Origin of the sequence: Serratia sp. T13T92, from assembly GCF_047530105.1 — a bacterium.
GTDB lineage: Bacteria > Pseudomonadota > Gammaproteobacteria > Enterobacterales > Enterobacteriaceae > Chania > Chania fonticola.
The window spans coordinates 1-15,413 of record NZ_JBLJAK010000039.1; the positions used below are offsets into that span (position 1 = coordinate 1).

At 49.5% G+C, this 15,413-nt stretch carries 18 protein-coding genes; 1 reads left to right on the forward strand and 17 read right to left on the reverse strand.

Annotation, left to right across the window (positions count from 1 at the left end):
* Positions 1–589 precede the first annotated feature (589 nt).
* Complete coding sequence (locus tag ACMV5I_RS23560) at positions 590–1,219, forward strand: hypothetical protein (protein ID WP_414825399.1); 630 nt, start codon at positions 590–592, stop codon at positions 1,217–1,219.
* A gap of 160 nt (positions 1,220–1,379) precedes the next feature.
* Here the strand turns inward: ACMV5I_RS23560 and ACMV5I_RS23565 are convergent, their stop codons facing one another.
* The 17 genes from ACMV5I_RS23565 to ACMV5I_RS23645 all read right to left on the reverse strand — a co-directional run bounded on the left by ACMV5I_RS23565 (position 1,380) and on the right by ACMV5I_RS23645 (position 15,399).
* Positions 1,380–1,892 carry a tail fiber assembly protein gene (locus ACMV5I_RS23565; RefSeq protein WP_414825400.1) on the reverse strand — a complete coding sequence of 171 codons (513 nt, stop codon included), beginning with the start codon at positions 1,890–1,892 and terminating at the stop codon, positions 1,380–1,382.
* Positions 1,893–1,894: 2 nt separating this feature from the next.
* A complete protein-coding gene (locus ACMV5I_RS23570) occupies positions 1,895–3,694 on the reverse strand; it encodes a hypothetical protein (RefSeq protein WP_414825401.1) in 1,800 nt (599 codons plus the stop codon).
* On the reverse strand, positions 3,691–4,317 hold the full coding sequence (locus ACMV5I_RS23575) for a hypothetical protein (protein ID WP_414825402.1): 627 nt from the start codon (positions 4,315–4,317) through the stop codon (positions 3,691–3,693). Before ACMV5I_RS23575 ends, ACMV5I_RS23570 begins: the two co-directional genes overlap by 4 nt.
* A complete protein-coding gene (locus tag ACMV5I_RS23580; protein WP_414825403.1) occupies positions 4,301–5,527 on the reverse strand; it encodes a baseplate J/gp47 family protein in 1,227 nt (408 codons plus the stop codon). The genes ACMV5I_RS23575 and ACMV5I_RS23580 overlap by 17 nt, the downstream gene beginning before the upstream one ends.
* Positions 5,524–5,856, reverse strand: coding sequence for a hypothetical protein (locus ACMV5I_RS23585; RefSeq protein WP_414825404.1), 333 nt, complete (start codon positions 5,854–5,856; stop codon positions 5,524–5,526). Before ACMV5I_RS23585 ends, ACMV5I_RS23580 begins: the two co-directional genes overlap by 4 nt.
* The gene (locus ACMV5I_RS23590; RefSeq protein ID WP_414825405.1) at positions 5,853–6,569 is read right to left on the reverse strand and encodes a hypothetical protein; all 717 of its coding nucleotides are present in this window, start codon (positions 6,567–6,569) and stop codon (positions 5,853–5,855) included. Before ACMV5I_RS23590 ends, ACMV5I_RS23585 begins: the two co-directional genes overlap by 4 nt.
* Positions 6,566–7,597, reverse strand: coding sequence for a hypothetical protein (locus ACMV5I_RS23595; protein ID WP_414825406.1), 1,032 nt, complete (start codon positions 7,595–7,597; stop codon positions 6,566–6,568). Before ACMV5I_RS23595 ends, ACMV5I_RS23590 begins: the two co-directional genes overlap by 4 nt.
* Entirely contained in the window at positions 7,597–7,872 is a 276-nt protein-coding gene (locus ACMV5I_RS23600; protein ID WP_414825407.1) for a hypothetical protein, read from the reverse strand. The genes ACMV5I_RS23595 and ACMV5I_RS23600 overlap by 1 nt, the downstream gene beginning before the upstream one ends.
* Positions 7,869–8,585 carry a hypothetical protein gene (locus ACMV5I_RS23605; protein ID WP_414825408.1) on the reverse strand — a complete coding sequence of 239 codons (717 nt, stop codon included), beginning with the start codon at positions 8,583–8,585 and terminating at the stop codon, positions 7,869–7,871. Before ACMV5I_RS23605 ends, ACMV5I_RS23600 begins: the two co-directional genes overlap by 4 nt.
* Entirely contained in the window at positions 8,585–10,576 is a 1,992-nt protein-coding gene (locus ACMV5I_RS23610; RefSeq protein WP_414825409.1) for a lytic transglycosylase domain-containing protein, read from the reverse strand. The genes ACMV5I_RS23605 and ACMV5I_RS23610 overlap by 1 nt, the downstream gene beginning before the upstream one ends.
* A 123-nt stretch (positions 10,577–10,699) precedes the next feature.
* Complete coding sequence (locus ACMV5I_RS23615) at positions 10,700–11,296, reverse strand: hypothetical protein (protein WP_414825410.1); 597 nt, start codon at positions 11,294–11,296, stop codon at positions 10,700–10,702.
* A complete protein-coding gene (locus ACMV5I_RS23620; RefSeq protein WP_414825411.1) occupies positions 11,296–11,733 on the reverse strand; it encodes a hypothetical protein in 438 nt (145 codons plus the stop codon). The genes ACMV5I_RS23615 and ACMV5I_RS23620 overlap by 1 nt, the downstream gene beginning before the upstream one ends.
* Positions 11,734–11,736: 3 nt before the next feature.
* Positions 11,737–13,131, reverse strand: a complete 1,395-nt coding sequence (locus tag ACMV5I_RS23625; RefSeq protein ID WP_414825412.1) for a hypothetical protein — start codon at positions 13,129–13,131, stop codon at positions 11,737–11,739.
* 4 nt (positions 13,132–13,135) lie between these two features.
* Positions 13,136–14,077 (reverse strand): hypothetical protein, encoded by a 942-nt coding sequence (locus ACMV5I_RS23630; RefSeq protein ID WP_414825413.1) that lies wholly within the window; start codon positions 14,075–14,077, stop codon positions 13,136–13,138.
* Complete coding sequence (locus tag ACMV5I_RS23635; RefSeq protein WP_414825414.1) at positions 14,061–14,495, reverse strand: hypothetical protein; 435 nt, start codon at positions 14,493–14,495, stop codon at positions 14,061–14,063. The genes ACMV5I_RS23630 and ACMV5I_RS23635 overlap by 17 nt, the downstream gene beginning before the upstream one ends.
* Positions 14,492–14,920 carry a hypothetical protein gene (locus ACMV5I_RS23640; protein WP_414825415.1) on the reverse strand — a complete coding sequence of 143 codons (429 nt, stop codon included), beginning with the start codon at positions 14,918–14,920 and terminating at the stop codon, positions 14,492–14,494. Before ACMV5I_RS23640 ends, ACMV5I_RS23635 begins: the two co-directional genes overlap by 4 nt.
* Positions 14,917–15,399, reverse strand: coding sequence for a hypothetical protein (locus tag ACMV5I_RS23645; protein ID WP_414825416.1), 483 nt, complete (start codon positions 15,397–15,399; stop codon positions 14,917–14,919). Before ACMV5I_RS23645 ends, ACMV5I_RS23640 begins: the two co-directional genes overlap by 4 nt.
* Positions 15,400–15,413 lie beyond the last annotated feature (14 nt).

Sequence of the window (15,413 nt, forward strand, 5' to 3'; positions counted from 1 at the left end):
GGGGAAAGAATACGTGATGCTGTAAAAGACCGAGTATAGAAATTCGAGTAAAATTCGAGTAAATTCGAGTTATTGTAAATTTATATTTATAAATCAATAGCATAAAAAAAGACCGAGTACGATTCCTTTATGTGTCCATTTATAAATAAAGCTATAAAATTCAATGTGATAACTTCATAATCCATCAAAATCAACCTCTCAATACCTTCGTTTTCCATCCTTTAGTTTCAAATACCTATCAGATTTCTCGTTTCAATTCGGGAAAATTTCGGCACCAAAAACCGCAAAATTTAGTCTCAATATAATGACCGGTCACCATTACCACGGATAGCCCACAAACGACTACAATTTGCGAATTGATAGCGATCGAGATCTGCACATGCGCAAGTTAACCATTATGGGACATGCCATTTTCTTCATGAACGAGAACGAGGCCTACCCGACTCCCGATCGTGACGCCGGAGTCTCGTTTGCAGTGTGCCATGATGCCGAGAGAAGAATTAACTGGTAAACTGCTGGAGTTGTAATTTAGGTTAATATCTTACTTATTTATGGATTATTATTTTTAAATTATTTGAATGGCGGTTTTATGAAAAGACTATTAGTAATCATTACATTCTGCTCCCTCCTTGTTGGTTGCGCCTCAGAGTTAGAAAAGAAGAAATCAGCCGTTGACAAGGCTCATTCACTTCAAGAAAAACGAGATGTTCTTTTAAAGTATTCTGCAACAGCTGGATGGTCCGCCGATAGAGAGCGAGATGGTTATTTAAAATACGGCGCAGAAACAGATAGCTTCTTATCTGGGCTTGTTTCGGCTTGCTATGCTAATGAGTATCGAGACTGTGTTAAGAAGTACTATGATACAGCTTGGGAGTTAGCGTACAAAGAAGATAGAAGAAAGTGTTTTTTAGACGCTGAGTGCAAAAAAAACACCATAGTTTCAGAAGCACAAGATGAGCTAAACAAATGGTACTATATTCTCATTGCTAACAATCAGTTTCAAACTGGCGAGGCAGATCGTACAGCAAGAATGATTTGTGATGCTGTTGCTAAAAGCCAGAGTGCAGGAATGCCATATGAACAAACTGAAAGTATAATTCGAAGAATTAGCGGAATAGAGCCAGTTAATCGCGAGATGTTAATTAAAATTGGATTTGCGTGTTGGGACTTAAGTTACTATGGCTATGACCCTATCACATCAATTCGTCCCGTGATGTGATTTAAAATTAAGCGCAGTGTACACTATTAACACTGCGTTTAAAATTCACTAACAAAGGTAATATAACTCGTTTTTCCTCCTATCATTAAGCACATACCTACGCCTAACTGCGATGTGCTGTACTTCGCCACCTCTGCTGGGATTGCTCCTTGCCTTGCTGCTACTCCGGCATCACAGGCCAATCAATATCAGGTGCTTTATTGACATCAATACGATTGACTTGCACCCGGTAAAACATCCACTCTTTCAGTTTCGCCAACTCCTCTTCTGTAGCAATACCTAAATCCTTTGCATCCTGGAGCGGCCCCATTGCTTTAGTGGCTATTTCTAGAAGTGTTTCTTTTTTTCTCTGTGCTTTCGCAACAATCTCCTCATGCGTTTCAATGCGAGGAATAACTTTTTCACCATCAAACAGCCATCCGCCAAAAATATCGCACCCATCAGGCAAGCTGTCTACATCGACCACAGTTAGGCCTACAGGGTATAAACGCGAAGCATCCTCACTGATACTGCGAATTACCCCCGTATCGTTTTCAATCGCGATACTATATTTTTTGGTAAACAGCGGCAGCGATTTAAACCAGTCCAGCCCAGTTGCATCGATAAAATATTGTATTCCAACACCATTAAACAAAACATCAGGAACATAACGCTGTAAATTAACAAGTTTCATTCTTAACCCTCTATGGTTACCCAACCACCGCTACGCCAAATCTGCAATGGACGATACAATGCTACGCCAATCTGAGTGCCTTCATTGCCATTCCCACCAGTCAGTACGCACCCTGTTGGGGCCTCAACCAGTGCACCATCCATTACCATTGATCCTTGTGACCCACGCATTACACGACTAATGGTATTGTCGCTCAGCCAGGTAGTAAGGTAACCACCCCAGCATGAACCATAAACGTTGCCATCATTAGCAAATATAGTTCCATTGCTAAGGTTGATCCTGGGGCTGACGCCTGAAAGATTCAATAATCCATCATTGCGAAATGAAAGATAAGAGTCTGTCGTACCATATTTATTGTGTAATGAGACCTCGGCGCTTTGCCCTACTGTTTCATTGTAATAAAGCTCGGTAAGTATAGTATCAGCTATTGTTAACCGTACCCCTCCAGCCTGACGGTGCAAATTTCCTCCACCGTCTGTATAAGTGGTATAGCCATTTTTGTTGATAAAATCGGCATTATCGATACCCAGTGGTCCAGCAAGAACACCTCCGGAAATAGGTAAAGCGCCAGTATCATTTGCGGTTGGAGGGTTATTTTTATAGAACAATTCACCCAGTGGGGTATTATCAACTTGCGCAATCAGTTTGCCTTGGGCGCTCCATCCAACATGAGTCTTGTTGGTAAGCATTTCCATTCCGCCACCTTGCTGCACGGACATAAAATTACCAACGCTACCAAGACCTACATCTGCTGACGTGGGTTTGTTGACCCCATCGTAAAATGCTACCCAGCCCTGCCAAACACCATTTCTGCACGTGTTCCTGTATGTGCGATCGTATGAGCTAGGCGCGGTAATAACAACTGTTGCGGTTAATACTCCGCTCCCTCCGCTGACTTTCGTAATGCAGGACCAGTCCAGCTCATACTGCACAGCAGGAATTGGCATATCACTAGACCCAGCGCTTACTGTATATTTTCCAGACCCAAGTCCTGCAATGGTTGCCAATGTATTATTCGTCGATACAGCTGGAGTTGTCCCACCAATGCCAAACGCCCCTACTTGCATCAATCGGCCTGCAGTTTCGTCAGTAACTGATGTCTGTGCATCACGAAACGCAGCTGTGCCCAATCCTGCATAGATTGCTCCGGGGTTTGCCACGTTGAAGAATGTCTTCGTGCTGTCCATCAGGCATACCAGAGCCACGTCCTTCAGGATATCGTTGGCAACCAAAGCGGCTTTATTCCCTTTATACAGAGGGAAAGTCCCAAGAACGCGCCCCCCCATTGTAAGTTGCAGCGTACTGGCACCCGTGTTGTTCTGTGTGGGATAGACGATCACCGGAGATCTCAGCACCCAGTCAGTCGAACCGTTCAGAAAATACGTTGCCGGTAGTTCTAGCGTCAGTGCATTTGCAGTGCCACCAGCCACCGCGGCTGTGTAATGCCCACTCTGAAGTTGTTCGATTTGCACAAACTGGTTCTCTGAACCGCGCGTCGCGAAGTTGGCGATCACATCATTCAGGGACCAGCCTTTCGCTGTTGTACCCTCCTGACCGCGCACAACCGTCAGCGTGTCGTTATTGACTGCAGTCAGGTGACACACTTCAAACACTGTTTCTTTGGCGTCAGTCAGGGTGACTTTTGCGTAGGTTTTTAGCGTGTTAGAACCGTTGGCATAATCGTAAGTAAGCAAACCAGTAAATCTAGCCCCAGCACCAGGCATTACCTGTATTGTCGTCTGATTCGCCGTGATATCCGCGGCAAGCGACGACACAACGTTGTTTCCAAATCCGATAATCATTGTGCAACCACCGTGACAGAGTAGGTGTAAATAAAGGGCAATTTGACCAGCGCCTGGCTGATCGCATCTTTCAAGAAATAGCCTACACCATCGCCATAATCGGGAATGGTGAGGGAGAACGTGCCATTATCAACTGTGACGCCGATATCAAAGGTGCTTTGAAGTGGCGGGTCTATGCCGTTGGTGCCGTGTATAAACCGCGCAAGACGCCGTTTTAACCAGTCGATACAAAAGTGCGATCCGTCACCTTTGTAAAAATTCCAGGTCAGGATACGTTTGAAGTAGTCATCGGGAACGTATGACACCGAGCCAGGAACAAAGTTTTTCATAACTGCATAGGGAATGGCGTTGTAATCAATGGTGTTGTAGGCACCGCGAGCAATAGCATCCTCTGATATTTGCAACAGTGGACGCGATTCACCGTAAATGCCCAGCGCCACCCAATCCAGAAGCTCCCCCATGATTGACGGTGACGTCCAGCACGGCAAGTTCAGCGCGTTGAGCTCGTCAAGATAACGCTGAGCTAGCAAGTTATAAGCCGTAAAAAAGGCGACGATGTTGGGGTCACTGTTGTACTGCGTATAAGGGTAGGCGGGGATAATTTTATCAATTAGAGCTGCCATATTTCTTAACCTGAATTTGTGATGCCGAGGTGGAGAAATAGGCGTAGGTGTCACCAAAAACCAAACTAGAATCAGGCGCCGGTGGCTTAATCGTTCCGTTAATCACGATTTGGACCTGAATCATGGAAAGCAGTGACGTATCTACAAGCCCCGCGACAGACTTAAGAAAAAAATCCTGTATCTGGTATATGTTGACCGGCTGACCAACAGCAATGGCATTAACATAATCAGCAATATTCTGCTGCACCGCCTTTGCTATTCCGTCAGGATCGATATACGTAGTTGAAACCGAATTCCAGGTAATCAGAACCGTCACGTTTTGCGATGACGGCACGACAAACGGCACTTGGTAAACATCGGGGTAAACTGTGATCGGTATTGTTTTTTTTTCCACCTCAGCGCCTGATGGGTTTGATACATCATTAGTCAGAATGGAAATGTCCGGAACGGATTTATAGATCGCGTACGCAACCTCATAAGGATCGCCGCCGCCGACAACAGCCACCCATTTACCAAGCGATGCCTGTCGGTATGAAATTAGGTTTTCCTGAACGCCATCAACCTTCGCCAGGGATGAGCGTAAACAATCCGATGTTCCTTGCACACCAAACATGCCAGCGCGCATCACCTGCGCACGATAAGATGCATAAGTTTGATCTGGAGCACCCGGTAACCCAGCCGTCAGATTGGTACAGGTCACTTGATAAGTGTCCGGTACAGAAGTTTTTATCTGAGTCACAGTTCCTGCTGGCACTGCCCACACGCCTTCTGTCGTCGCCAGGCAATACAATGGTTCAGTCTGCCCGCTGTCTGGGATCGCAGTGTCACGCTGCACAGAATATAGATAGGTTCCATCTCCGACGGTAAACCCTTTCGAAATGCCAAACCCCGGCGGCCCCATGAACACCACATACACAGAGGTATTCGTGCCATCACCTTGCTGCACACCGTATATGGCCCCCAGTTGCTTCAGAAGGTGAATGTTCGCGCCGTAGGGGCTGCATGAGTTAATCAAATCGACCCGCGCTTGATCGCAAACCAGCAACGCACCAACGCTGGTACTGACCATGTCCTCGATCAATGAGCCGGGCAAGTCGGTTGTGATGCCGGGAGAGAGCTGAACCGCTGTAGCAATAACCTGCTGCCTCAGCTCATCTGCTGATTCCGGCACGGGGCCGGAAATATCATAAATAACGGGTAAATCACTCATACATACACCTGCGCCACTATTTTAGAGCCTGAGTTGGTGATCGCCGAGATGTTGTAAACTGGCGGGTCAACCTCGGTAAGTGCAATCTGGAGAGAGGAAAAATATCCACTGAACTGCTGTTGTAGCCTGTTCACGTAAAACGTGGGAATAATTTGCTGGATCACCGAACCGTTTGCCGGAATGCCGTGGTTTGCAAAAAAGGGTGACTCCTGCGGTGCTAGTTTGAGGTTCTGAACCAGCGTGGTGAGATAAACTGCGTCATTGAAACCGTTCGCGTCGGTGGTGATCATTACCCATTTTCCGGTTTCATCTTGCCCGTATGTTCTCATTCGGTAATGCTCCCGTTGAATTGTGTCGTTGGCCCCCCAGTATCTTGCCCATCGTTTCCATTACTGTGCTGATGGGAGTTAACCCAGGTAAGCAACTGCTGCCAGCCTTTATGCATGATTTCGGGGCTGGTGCTGGCCTGGGCATCTGCAAGCGTACCGCTCTGGCCAGTCAGCGACCACGAGCCGTTTGTCAGCGTCAACACGGTGCCGCCAACCGTGACCTTAAACTGGTCTGGTGTGGCAATCGTGATACTCTCAGGCGTCAGCAGGAACGTCGTATTACTGCCAGCATCGCGAATCGTGACGCCTTCCGGGCCATACAGAGTGAGCACTTGTGGGTCAACGCCCTCCCATTCCGTATGACTGATCGGCAAAAATACCAATGCGCTGAGGTTGCCTGGCGGCGTGAGATCAGCAACCCCCCCGCCCAGCCCGCTTGCACCGCCCAGATAGGTATCCGCGGGGATGACGATCCCCCGGTCCCCTGGCTGCATGGGGTAGCGGATATATTGCGGGCCAAACAAGGGGACGGTGACCTGCGGCAACACATACGGTATATCGCGAAGCAGGAACGACAGCGTGACCATGTTGCCCGATCGACTCACTACCGATGCAGGCAGCACCTTACCGGCCTCCAGCATGGCGTCCGCGATTTTTTGGTCAGTGAACCGATGCATGTTGCCACCAAAGTTCAGCTTTTTATCAATGCTCACGATGCCCCCAATTTCACAGCTGGGTAAGCTTCAATAACGGTTACCCAACTATTAGCGTCCGGTTGCCTACTGTTTCCTAGCAAACGCACGGAAGACACCCGAAAGACACCGGTAAAAGCAGCATCATCCCGGAACTGGGAATAGGATGACGCCTGTATCATCGGCCTAATCTTTTCAGGCATCCGTATATAATCCCCAACCTGAATATCACTTCGCATGACGCAGGGAATGCTGACCCTACCAAACTGCACCCACGTAGGCTGACCGATCAAGTCAGTGAATTCTATTTGGGTTGGGTTGTTACTTCTGTCCGACGCGCTTATTTTCGAATCTTTGTTCTGATGATTGGGAAAGTCATTATCGAAAACGCGGATTTCATTTCCGTTAACCATCGCAATTTCAACACCACTGTAACCCGCATCTTTAATAATGCTTTTACTGAATGAATTAAGATCTTTCGCCAGAGAAGAAAGGTTTCCGCAGAACCATGGCCGATCAAAGTCATTGACCAGCCTGTCGCTCACATTGATGGAGAACCGGTATCCACTTAACAGACTAAAACATCGCTCAAGCGCAACGGATAACTTTATTCCTTTGTTCCACGGGAGCGTCAAGCTGATCGGCGCCAAGGGAGCCGGATTGACCGACGATACTGGCCCAGCGGTAATAATAAGATCGGTACGTAATTCGGTACCTTGCCAGTTCCCCAGAACTTGCCAAATCGTCCCCTCCAGCACCAGTCCTTGCTGTGCAGGCTTCGCCAGCGGTAACCCCTTCGACATGCCTACCCACATTTTTATCGTCATACCAAACATATTTTGTCGAGCCTGTTGCATTTCCTTCGGTCCAATCCCCCAAATTGTAACTCTACTTTCTCCCTGCGGGGTAGACTCTCCAAAACGCTGAATATCAAACTCAATCATTAAATTTCCAGGATTAAAGACACCGTTTTTCAGACTTGAGTAATATCTAAATGGCTTGTTCGGATCTCCACCTTTTTCGAATATTCGAATATCGTAGTACCGCATCAGTTGATCACCTCTATCTGACCTATGGCACTACGCCATACCATACTTGTCACATTAAAAGCACCAACGAGCATATTAATATCATAGCCAATAGGGGAGCTAATCAACGGAATAGTAAGAAGCCTAATTCCTGAGTTATCTGTTACATTGAGATACCAGCGCTGCGCAGCAAGATTCCATTTTGTCTGGCAGTTATATACCCCACCATCAAGCATAGGAGTAAAAATCATGCTCTTCTGTTCATTCCCGGAAAATGGATAAAGTGTTGTGCTCATAAATTAAATGCCCCATTTAATTTACCGATAAGTCCGGTAACCGCATCTGAAACACTACTTCCCAGAGACGTATTCCCGAGCGCGGAGACCGTATTGGTCCATGAGGGCTCGGTGGTTTTATTCCCGTTATCAATATCGTCAAGATAGTTGTTGATCGCCTGCTCAGCTCCGCTTTCGGTAATCAGCGGCTGTTCAAATTCCCACAACCACTGACGCTGAGGCAGCGGCTCGTTTGTTCCGGTGACATCGCGAACTGTGCGAAGTATGCACCCGCTGTAAATCAACCCCGGCGTGGCTACCACGAACGTGCCGCCGAGATTGGCATGCGCTTGCAATACCGCCTGTAACGCGCTGAGCGTGACGAGCTTTGTCAGTGCACCGGTATTATCATTAACTGGTGCATCCATCAGCATGGGAATACGCAACGGCTGAGCCAGCAGCGCATTGGCAGCGATGGCCTGATTAGCGAAGGGGTAACGACCGATATCGTAATCGACCATGGTGCCACCCTGAGCGGCGCGCCAGTGGCAAAAATATTTATCCAGGTCGGTCAGATTCATCGACCCGCCCATCAGGCTGCTGACATAACTGGCACTTTGCGTTAATGCGACGATTGGCAGCATCCCACCAGGGATGCTCTGCGCCACACCGTCGCAAAGGATCACCGGGGATATTTCAAACCCCAACTTGTAGAGCTCGCGGGTAAATGCCATTAACCAAATCCTCCAAGTTGCGTGCTAGAGACAATCGCGCTGCCGCCAGTGTTGTTGTACACCACCACACCAGAACTGCCGCCCCTGCGCTGGTTATCCAATATTTGCTGTAGTATCTGATCGGTTTTATTGGAAGATTGCTGAGTGAGTTGCTGCTGAGGATTACTTTGGGTAGATCCTGGCGCACCTGAACCGTATATTTTTAAGAATTGCTCTTTCACTCGTCCCGGATATTCAATATTTTCCTTGCTGCCCCGTCTTCTGCCGCCATTGTAATAACGAAGGGCTTCATCAATACCGCCGCCATGCTTTTCTGCCCATCGCATACCATCACGCAGCACTTGGGCGCCGGCCATAATGTTGGTTCTGGGGTCGTAGGGATCCTCACCGGTTTTAAAGTTTAATGGTATCACCTGCATCAACCCCATAGCGTTAGCTTCACTTATCGCACGCTCATCCCATGATGACTCGGCACCTGCCACGGATTTAAGCAACCTGGCATCCAAGTCGTATTTTTTTGCCGCCTCTTCAAAATACTCATCGTAATCAGAGGGGGCGGCGCCTGAAGCCCGCTTTTTGGTGGATTGGGCGCGTTGTTCTGGTTCTTTGGGCGTGCCACCAAACCATTCAGGGAGATATTCATTAAGCTTGCTGTTCAAGCTGGTATAGGTGGAATGAGTTACTTTCAACCACTCCCATACGCGCGGGTCATCATCGGTGCCTGGCGTGTAGCTCTGTCCGGTCTGCGGGTCCGTCTGCTTTTCGTCACTGAGGATGGAAGAGTTGGCTTTTACATCATCCAGCGTGATCTCACCTGTAACAAAGCGAATCACCTTGCCAATAACCTGCGCCAACCGCTCAATGCCGGTCATAAACGACACAACGTCATTTTTGAAATCAGGTGATACCAGGTAATTACCGAACTTGCGGATCCCATCCGCCAGCCCATCTATCCACTTCCCCAGTTCCGGCGATTTAAGTACCGTCTCCACGGCCTCGGAGAAGGCATCAGACAATCTCCCCAGCTCAGGTGCTAGCGGAGCCAATCCACGAATAAAGGTGTTCTCGATGCTGATCTTGCTGCGATCCAGCTGAATATTGAAATCCTGCCATTGCTTTAATTGCTGGTCGCTAAGTTGCAGGCGCTGCGTATCCTTCTGCGCCTGTTTGGTCATCGCATCGATTTCGGCATCGCTCATATTTTTAAAGCGATTCAGGTCGTCGAGCGTGAAATAGTTGGTCAGTCCGTAAGCTTCAGCACCCTGCAGCGAACCTCCGTTCCGTGTGAAAATATCGCGGGCGCTTTTAATCATCTGCGGCAACAACGCCGCCACGTCCTGGTCAGGGTTATCGATCCCCATCGCATTGAAGGTCCAGCGCTTGCTCAGGTCCAATTGACCATCACGGATCGCACCCAGCGTACCAACGGGGTTTCCAAGTACCTTCTGGTAATTCACTGCACTCGAATTCAGGCCGCCAGCTGTTGTTCCCAGCCCCATTGCAGTGAAGCGCTGCGACGATGCTGAACTAGCCAGGCGACTCATCCCCCACAAACCACCCACCCCGGCGAGACCAGAGAACAACCCCAGCACGGCCCCCCATGAAAGCAGGCTGGCTGTGGCGTCTTTAATGTGCCCGGACAGGTCCTTGGCATCCTTGCTGGCCTTATTCAGAAATTTTCGGGCACCGCTGGTTTTTTTGTTAAATTCAGACTGTGTTTTATTGGCTCTCTCAAGGTTTCCGTTCAGTCGATCAAGGCCATCATTGATCGAGGCAATGGCGGCAACGCCATCAGTGAACGACTGAGCGATAGCCTCCGTGCTGCCCAGTACCTTGTCGGTCTGCTTAGCCGAGTCGCCAATCCCTTGAGCTGCACCCCGCCATTGTTCAGGCAAGCCCTCAAGCGCCTTCTGGTACTCATTGAATTTTTCGAGGAACGTCTGAAATTTCTCGTCCTGAACATCAATTTCAACAACGGATTTAGCTGCCATTGAAATAGCCCTTCTGTCTTATTTCTTCCAGAATGAACCGCTGCCGAAAATGGAGCGGGCTTTTGTATTCGCCGCACTCCAGTTCCCGACAGAGTTCGCTGAACCCTTCACAGGAGGCCCAGGTCAGGAGGGAATGAACGACAGTTCCTGCGGGGCTGGCGGGATCGGGGTATCGGTAGCCGTCTTCGACGTCGGTAAAGAATCGCGAAACGCCGTAGCGTTCGATGAGACGAGTTGCCCACTGTACATTTCGAGCGCTCTCCCCACTGTCGGGCCGATCAAGTTGGCTTTCTGAATAGCAGAGGCGACCATAAAAAACACCACTTCGCCCTCAACCTCGCGGTATTCGTCTGGAGAAATTATCGCCTGCTTGAACGCTACCTCCAGCGGGATAGAGCGCCATACGCCGTTATCGCTGAAAATCACCGTGGTCAGGCGTTGGATATCATCGACAAGGGTAGGCGTGGGCGGCGTACCCGTCTGGGCACCTTCGACATCTTGTCGCGCTTTGAGAATATTTCGTAACATCATTGCGGCCACTCGTGGGGCACCGGTCATCCCCACCGACGTGAAGAAGTTGTGGAACATGTTCCCCAGCAGCACGCAGTTTTCCTGCACCACCTCGTAGGGAAACGGCACAACGTGGAGGTAGACCAGCGAGCCATCGTCACGCGTGATCGTGCTGACGAAATTCAGTTTTTTATCAATTTTCATACCCATCAATCCCACATTTTGTCGTTGGTGGTCAGGTAGCCGGAAATTGTCGCAACAAAGCCAGCATCCATACCATTGAGGGTGATTTCGTTAAAATTCACCAGATAGCAGTTCAGGATGGTGTAGTTGCCGAAAGTGGTGGCATCCGGCGTAACCACTACTTCCCCCAACGCAGTATCAGAGGCAAATTGCCGCTGATAACTGGCGGCCAGCCCCTGAGTCTTCAGTAGGTGCACAGTCAATGTCACTTGCTGATAGGGTGCCTGGCTGCCGACTGTACCTGTCATTGTGGGGATAATGTCAGTAGCAACGGAATCTGGCCGCATACTGATCCCATCTTTACCAAGGAAGGAGGCAGTGACGTTAAGTGCCGGGTTGTCGGTAATGCTCACCGCGCCACGGACTCGATTAAGGAACCCCTGCGGTACTAATGGATTTGGCATTTATTACGCCCCCACAAAGTTGGTTACGTTCAGATTGAAGGTGATGGACTCAAAACCACGTTTCGGCGTGATAACAGCACTCAGACCGCCATATTTCCCATCCGCGTAATCGGACGGGTTTAGGCTGGTGTAGCTGGCGAAAGGCACGGCGTTGATGACTGCACTGCCAGCATAGGTGCCTTTTTCGTATTGTTCGTTAAAGGCATCTTGATTGAGTTGCGTATCGATAACCTGGCCGAGGATGAGCCCGTAACTGATGCCTGAGCGAAGCGTTTTAAGGGCGCGTCGTTGCAAGCGACCAATGCCTTGCGGCTCGTAATAGAGCGGGTTAACGGTGGTGTTGGAGCCGTTAATAACCTCGTTCGCCAGATCTATCTCCAGATTGATGGCGCACCATGCCACTGAGTACCAGTAGTTAAATGGCATCCCGTCCAGCATATGACCAGCGACCAGCATCTTGTTGCTCAACCCGCCCTCAGCAGCCGTGCCGATGTAGTTGATGTTTTTTTCTTGCAGTGTTTTCAGTAATGTACCATTTCCTGTTGGCGGGTACTCAGTCACGCCATACATGAAGCGGTACGCCATCGGCGGAACCATGTTTGATGAACCCGGGTCGTTGGCAAGCGACGACTGGAACGGAGCCGACATAGAAAATTCGGTGGCACCAATCCCTGGAGCTTCAACGCCAGCGAAAACATTCGGGTATTTCCCTGACACCCAGGCTTCATAGGTGGCAATAGTGGTAGTGACAAAAAACTTAACTAGCGATCCAGGTGAGGTGTAGTTGTTAGCCAGCGTCTTGAACGTGGTATCGGCATCCCACTCTCGCGGCACCAAATATGAGAAGAATTTCTGGTAGGTATTACCCAAGGAAATATCCTCATCGATGAAGTCAGCCAGTGCAGCCACAGCAGCAGCAACCGACACATCACCAAGCTCCAGAACATATACCGCGCGGGTTGTGCCCTGAGCCCAGAAAGTGGTGTTCATCTGAATGATTTCGTTTGCCGCTACGGTTTTCACTGTACCCATAACAGTTGCCGCGCCAGGGTTGGTCGTCAGCGGATAAGTAAATGCAGTGGAGCTGGTAACAGTGGCGGTGGCAGCGCGATTATAAGCTGCGGGCGTAGCGCCTGAGACAACAAGCGGGATGGTATCCCCGGTAGTCCAACCGTGGGCAGATGAAAGTGTCACGGTCACGACACCAGCAGACCAAGCGATTGTAGCAATGGCTTTACTTGGCGAAGTGATTGCCTTCAGATCGTCCTTCGTGGTGAGAAGTTTATAATCACCAATCGCCAGGGTCGTTCCGCCCATAGAGATCATCGCGCCGGATTTGAGAAGCTGCGAGGGCTTCGGCGGGTTGGTCACCGATACGTTAATGTTAACAATTGCCATTTAGTTATTTCTCCGGATAAATGGACGGAATGGCCGACGTGATCAGCTTGCGCGCGACGTTTCGCATGCGCTGCTGGTAATAGTTGACTTTGAATTTGATGGTTTTTCGCATCGCGATGATGTTCAGCTCGTTCTGCGTGACGCGCTCATCCTGAACAACCGGGATATTCATCACGCCCATTTCAGCGTCATCTCTGAGCGTGTACTGCTGTACATGCCTTACGAAATCCTCAACACTGGCATTGCGCAGTCCGGTGATGGAAATCGTCACATCCTCAGAAACCAGTTGGTACTGGTTCTGTTTCTCATCCAGGTAAAAGCTACCTGCTATCGGCGCGGTGTTGCTGCACTTCACTGTTGCGTAAGGTGGTGAAATGTTCTGCGTGGACAGCATGGCTGGGAACATCGGCATGTACTGACTCAGGGTCAGCCATACTGGAAGCGAACTCGAAACCACCACGTCTGATAGATCAATGTCGTCGGCAGAGTTAATAATCTGCGAACGCATGTAGGGAAAAATAGCCTCCCCGGTGTAATGATAGAGATTGGCGGGCTCATTCAGCCCGGTGCGCCGAGAAAACGAAAACTGAATGCCAAAGAACTCTCCGATGTACAAAACATCAGACCCGATGTCGTTGAATGGGTCGATGTCCGCCTGCGCGGTAAAGGTGACCACGTTGCGATCATAGAGCTGCTCATCGTCCTGAATGGTCTCGGTCGTGAGATGGAGGTATCCCTTTACCTCAACGGTGTCAGGCTCACTGCCTGGATCGTCGGAAAGGACCGATGCCTTTACCCAGAACACAAAACCATCAAGCGGCAAAACCTTCCTGATGTACTTCGTGAATGTCACAACCTGAAAACGGCTCAGGTCATCAAGCCCCTGCGTCAGTGTGGCATTAAGCTCTGTTTTTGCTGTCTGCTGCAATTCACTCAGGGAAGGCATTTAGCACCCCGCTCACCCAGGCGCGCATCGCCGCCTGGTATGTCCCGGTATCGATGAATGACGGTCGCGGCGATCCTTTTTTGTTTTTGAATCGCTTGGATACCCCCTCAAGTGCACGGCGCGTTGGAACTCCGGGCAAACCATTCATTTCTGTGTTGTCTAGAAAGGCCACAAACAAGTCATGGATCCGCGACATGGATTCTGCAAGCGGGTCCCTTGATGCCGGCGCGCCAGCCAACATATTCTCAAGATTTGCGGCAAGGTCTTTACTCATCAGATCGGCAATGTCATTGCCATATCTATCGAAGAAAGTCTGCATAATCTGGTATTTTCCCTCCAGATACTCAGCAACATCGCCGGTTGTGGTGTTCTCATCCCCGTAAGGGATATCGATAACGCCCAGATGGAAGGTGATCATGACAACCCCCACAGACTGCCAAATTGCTGGGCAATCATCAGGTAGCGACGCCCCCAAGGGTCCTGCAGCATCTGAAGGTCAGCAAGTGACAAATCCTTGAAGAAGTCAGGAACCAGGCGCTGCGCGCTGGTTGAGTTATCTCCTGCCCCTGTTATCACGCCAGCCTTGAAATCATTAAGCCCAAACTCTTTCCTGAATGTAGTAAACACCGACTCAGTGCCATAATTGACCAGGAACGACGAGCCAAGATTGTAAACAGCAGTCTCATACAGGCTGGGCATAACCAGTTCAATGTCTCGGTTTACCCATTCCACGGCCGCGTTATACGCAACGACGAAGGACGGAGAATCATAAGGAACCTGGCTGGCGGTTACCCCCATATCAGTGCGAACAAATATGATGAATGCAGCCAGATTTATGCTCATTTTTTCTTGCTCCCCGCCTTGGGAGTGGCGATCGTTTCGTTAACCGTAGGTGCTTCATCTGCTTCATCGCGCCCCTTGGCCTGCTCAACACTGAACTCCATATCCCCGTTATAACCAGTGCCACTTTCACGCAGCGTGCTATCAAGAGCCGCAATGGAGGCCTGGCGCAGGTTATGGGCGTTACGGGTCAGGTGAATGTCATTATCTCGGATGGTTTTTTCGATCACCGAAGCCGCCACCGGTTTGTTAACGCTGTAGCAAAGACCAACAAACATTTGGCTCTGGTCGATTTTTGTCGAGTCGATAAGGCCATAAACCTGGTGATGCTGAATAACTGAATCAACCTCTTCGGTAGAACCGTCGAGCACCATCATCTGCTCACCGTGGTTAATCGGGATCTGAACAAGGCGACCAGTCTCAAGCTTGCGGTAGGCAAAGATTTGGCGTTGTTTGGTGGTATTAGCGATAAAGAGTTTCATTGGTTACCTCATAA

Bases quoted from the DNA above. Each gene is read 5' to 3' on its own strand.
- ACMV5I_RS23560 (WP_414825399.1), top strand. From the start codon at position 590: ATGAAAAGACTATTAGTAATCATTACATTCTGCTCCCTCCTTGTTGGT.
- ACMV5I_RS23565 (WP_414825400.1), bottom strand. From the start codon at position 1,892: ATGAAACTTGTTAATTTACAGCGTTATGTTCCTGATGTTTTGTTTAAT.
- ACMV5I_RS23570 (WP_414825401.1), bottom strand. From the start codon at position 3,694: ATGATTATCGGATTTGGAAACAACGTTGTGTCGTCGCTTGCCGCGGAT.
- ACMV5I_RS23575 (WP_414825402.1), bottom strand. From the start codon at position 4,317: ATGGCAGCTCTAATTGATAAAATTATCCCCGCCTACCCTTATACGCAG.
- ACMV5I_RS23580 (WP_414825403.1), bottom strand. From the start codon at position 5,527: ATGAGTGATTTACCCGTTATTTATGATATTTCCGGCCCCGTGCCGGAA.
- ACMV5I_RS23585 (WP_414825404.1), bottom strand. From the start codon at position 5,856: ATGAGAACATACGGGCAAGATGAAACCGGAAAATGGGTAATGATCACC.
- ACMV5I_RS23595 (WP_414825406.1), bottom strand. From the start codon at position 7,597: ATGCGGTACTACGATATTCGAATATTCGAAAAAGGTGGAGATCCGAAC.
- ACMV5I_RS23600 (WP_414825407.1), bottom strand. From the start codon at position 7,872: ATGAGCACAACACTTTATCCATTTTCCGGGAATGAACAGAAGAGCATG.
- ACMV5I_RS23605 (WP_414825408.1), bottom strand. From the start codon at position 8,585: ATGGCATTTACCCGCGAGCTCTACAAGTTGGGGTTTGAAATATCCCCG.
- ACMV5I_RS23610 (WP_414825409.1), bottom strand. From the start codon at position 10,576: ATGGCAGCTAAATCCGTTGTTGAAATTGATGTTCAGGACGAGAAATTT.
- ACMV5I_RS23615 (WP_414825410.1), bottom strand. From the start codon at position 11,296: ATGGGTATGAAAATTGATAAAAAACTGAATTTCGTCAGCACGATCACG.
- ACMV5I_RS23620 (WP_414825411.1), bottom strand. From the start codon at position 11,733: ATGCCAAATCCATTAGTACCGCAGGGGTTCCTTAATCGAGTCCGTGGC.
- ACMV5I_RS23625 (WP_414825412.1), bottom strand. From the start codon at position 13,131: ATGGCAATTGTTAACATTAACGTATCGGTGACCAACCCGCCGAAGCCC.
- ACMV5I_RS23630 (WP_414825413.1), bottom strand. From the start codon at position 14,077: ATGCCTTCCCTGAGTGAATTGCAGCAGACAGCAAAAACAGAGCTTAAT.
- ACMV5I_RS23635 (WP_414825414.1), bottom strand. From the start codon at position 14,495: ATGATCACCTTCCATCTGGGCGTTATCGATATCCCTTACGGGGATGAG.
- ACMV5I_RS23640 (WP_414825415.1), bottom strand. From the start codon at position 14,920: ATGAGCATAAATCTGGCTGCATTCATCATATTTGTTCGCACTGATATG.
- ACMV5I_RS23645 (WP_414825416.1), bottom strand. From the start codon at position 15,399: ATGAAACTCTTTATCGCTAATACCACCAAACAACGCCAAATCTTTGCC.